This window comes from Profundicola chukchiensis, assembly GCF_029664245.1.
Taxonomy (GTDB): Bacteria; Bacteroidota; Bacteroidia; order Flavobacteriales; family Weeksellaceae; genus Profundicola; species Profundicola chukchiensis.
In genome coordinates, this window is the sequence record NZ_JANAIE010000094.1 from 1 (window position 1) to 212 (window position 212).

1 protein-coding gene is annotated in these 212 nt (G+C 65.6%); it reads left to right on the forward strand.

Annotation, left to right across the window (positions count from 1 at the left end; all coding sequences use genetic code 11):
• Window positions 1-212 (forward strand): hypothetical protein (locus tag NLM59_RS11790; RefSeq protein WP_304417974.1); only part of this gene is annotated, 212 nt, incomplete at both ends.

Genomic DNA, 212 nt, shown 5'->3' on the forward strand with positions numbered 1-212 from the left:
TGTTCGTGGTGCCGGATTCGCTGTTTGTGCGGCTCATTGGCGGCGAGGCCCTGGTGGTCTCGTTCTGGCGCGGCGCGATCTCGGGGGCGCTGATCCTGGGCTGGGTGCTGCTGTTTCGCGGGATCGGGCCAATTCGGATGGCTCTGGGTACGGGATGGTACGGGCTGGTGTTTTTCGTCGCCACCGGGGGTGCGGGGATACTGTTCGTGCTG